Annotated in this window: 1 rRNA gene; it reads right to left on the bottom strand. The window is 52.5% G+C overall.

Features of this window, described 5'->3' with window-relative positions:
• A 23S ribosomal RNA gene (locus tag HBA26_RS22655) occupies positions 1–805 on the bottom strand; the annotation flags it as partial.

Raw genomic sequence — 805 nt, 5'->3', positions numbered from 1 at the left:
TTTATCGTTACTTATGTCAGCATTCGCACTTCTGATACCTCCAGCATGCCTCACAGCACACCTTCAACGGCTTACAGAACGCTCCCCTACCCAACAACGCATAAGCGTCGCTGCCGCAGCTTCGGTGCATGGTTTAGCCCCGTTACATCTTCCGCGCAGGCCGACTCGACCAGTGAGCTATTACGCTTTCTTTAAATGATGGCTGCTTCTAAGCCAACATCCTGGCTGTCTGTGCCTTCCCACATCGTTTCCCACTTAACCATGACTTTGGGACCTTAGCTGGCGGTCTGGGTTGTTTCCCTCTTCACGACGGACGTTAGCACCCGCCGTGTGTCTCCCGTGATAACATTCTTCGGTATTCGTAGTTTGCATCGGGTTGGTAAGCCGGGATGGCCCCCTAGCCGAAACAGTGCTCTACCCCCGAAGATGAGTTCACGAGGCGCTACCTAAATAGCTTTCGGGGAGAACCAGCTATCTCCCGGTTTGATTGGCCTTTCACCCCCAGCCACAGGTCATCCGCTAATTTTTCAACATTAGTCGGTTCGGTCCTCCAGTTAGTGTTACCCAACCTTCAACCTGCCCATGGCTAGATCACCGGGTTTCGGGTCTATACCCTGCAACTTAACGCCCAGTTAAGACTCGGTTTCCCTGCGGCTCCCCTATACGGTTAACCTTGCTACAGAATATAAGTCGCTGACCCATTATACAAAAGGTACGCAGTCACACCACGAAGGTGCTCCCACTGCTTGTACGTACACGGTTTCAGGTTCTTTTTCACTCCCCTCGCCGGGGTTCTTTTCGCCTT

This window comes from Enterobacter sp. 725m/11, assembly GCF_011683705.1.
In the GTDB taxonomy this organism is placed as follows: domain Bacteria; phylum Pseudomonadota; class Gammaproteobacteria; order Enterobacterales; family Enterobacteriaceae; genus Enterobacter; species Enterobacter bugandensis.
Note: the sequence above shows the minus strand (reverse complement) of the source record. Positions and strands in the feature narration are given on the sequence as shown.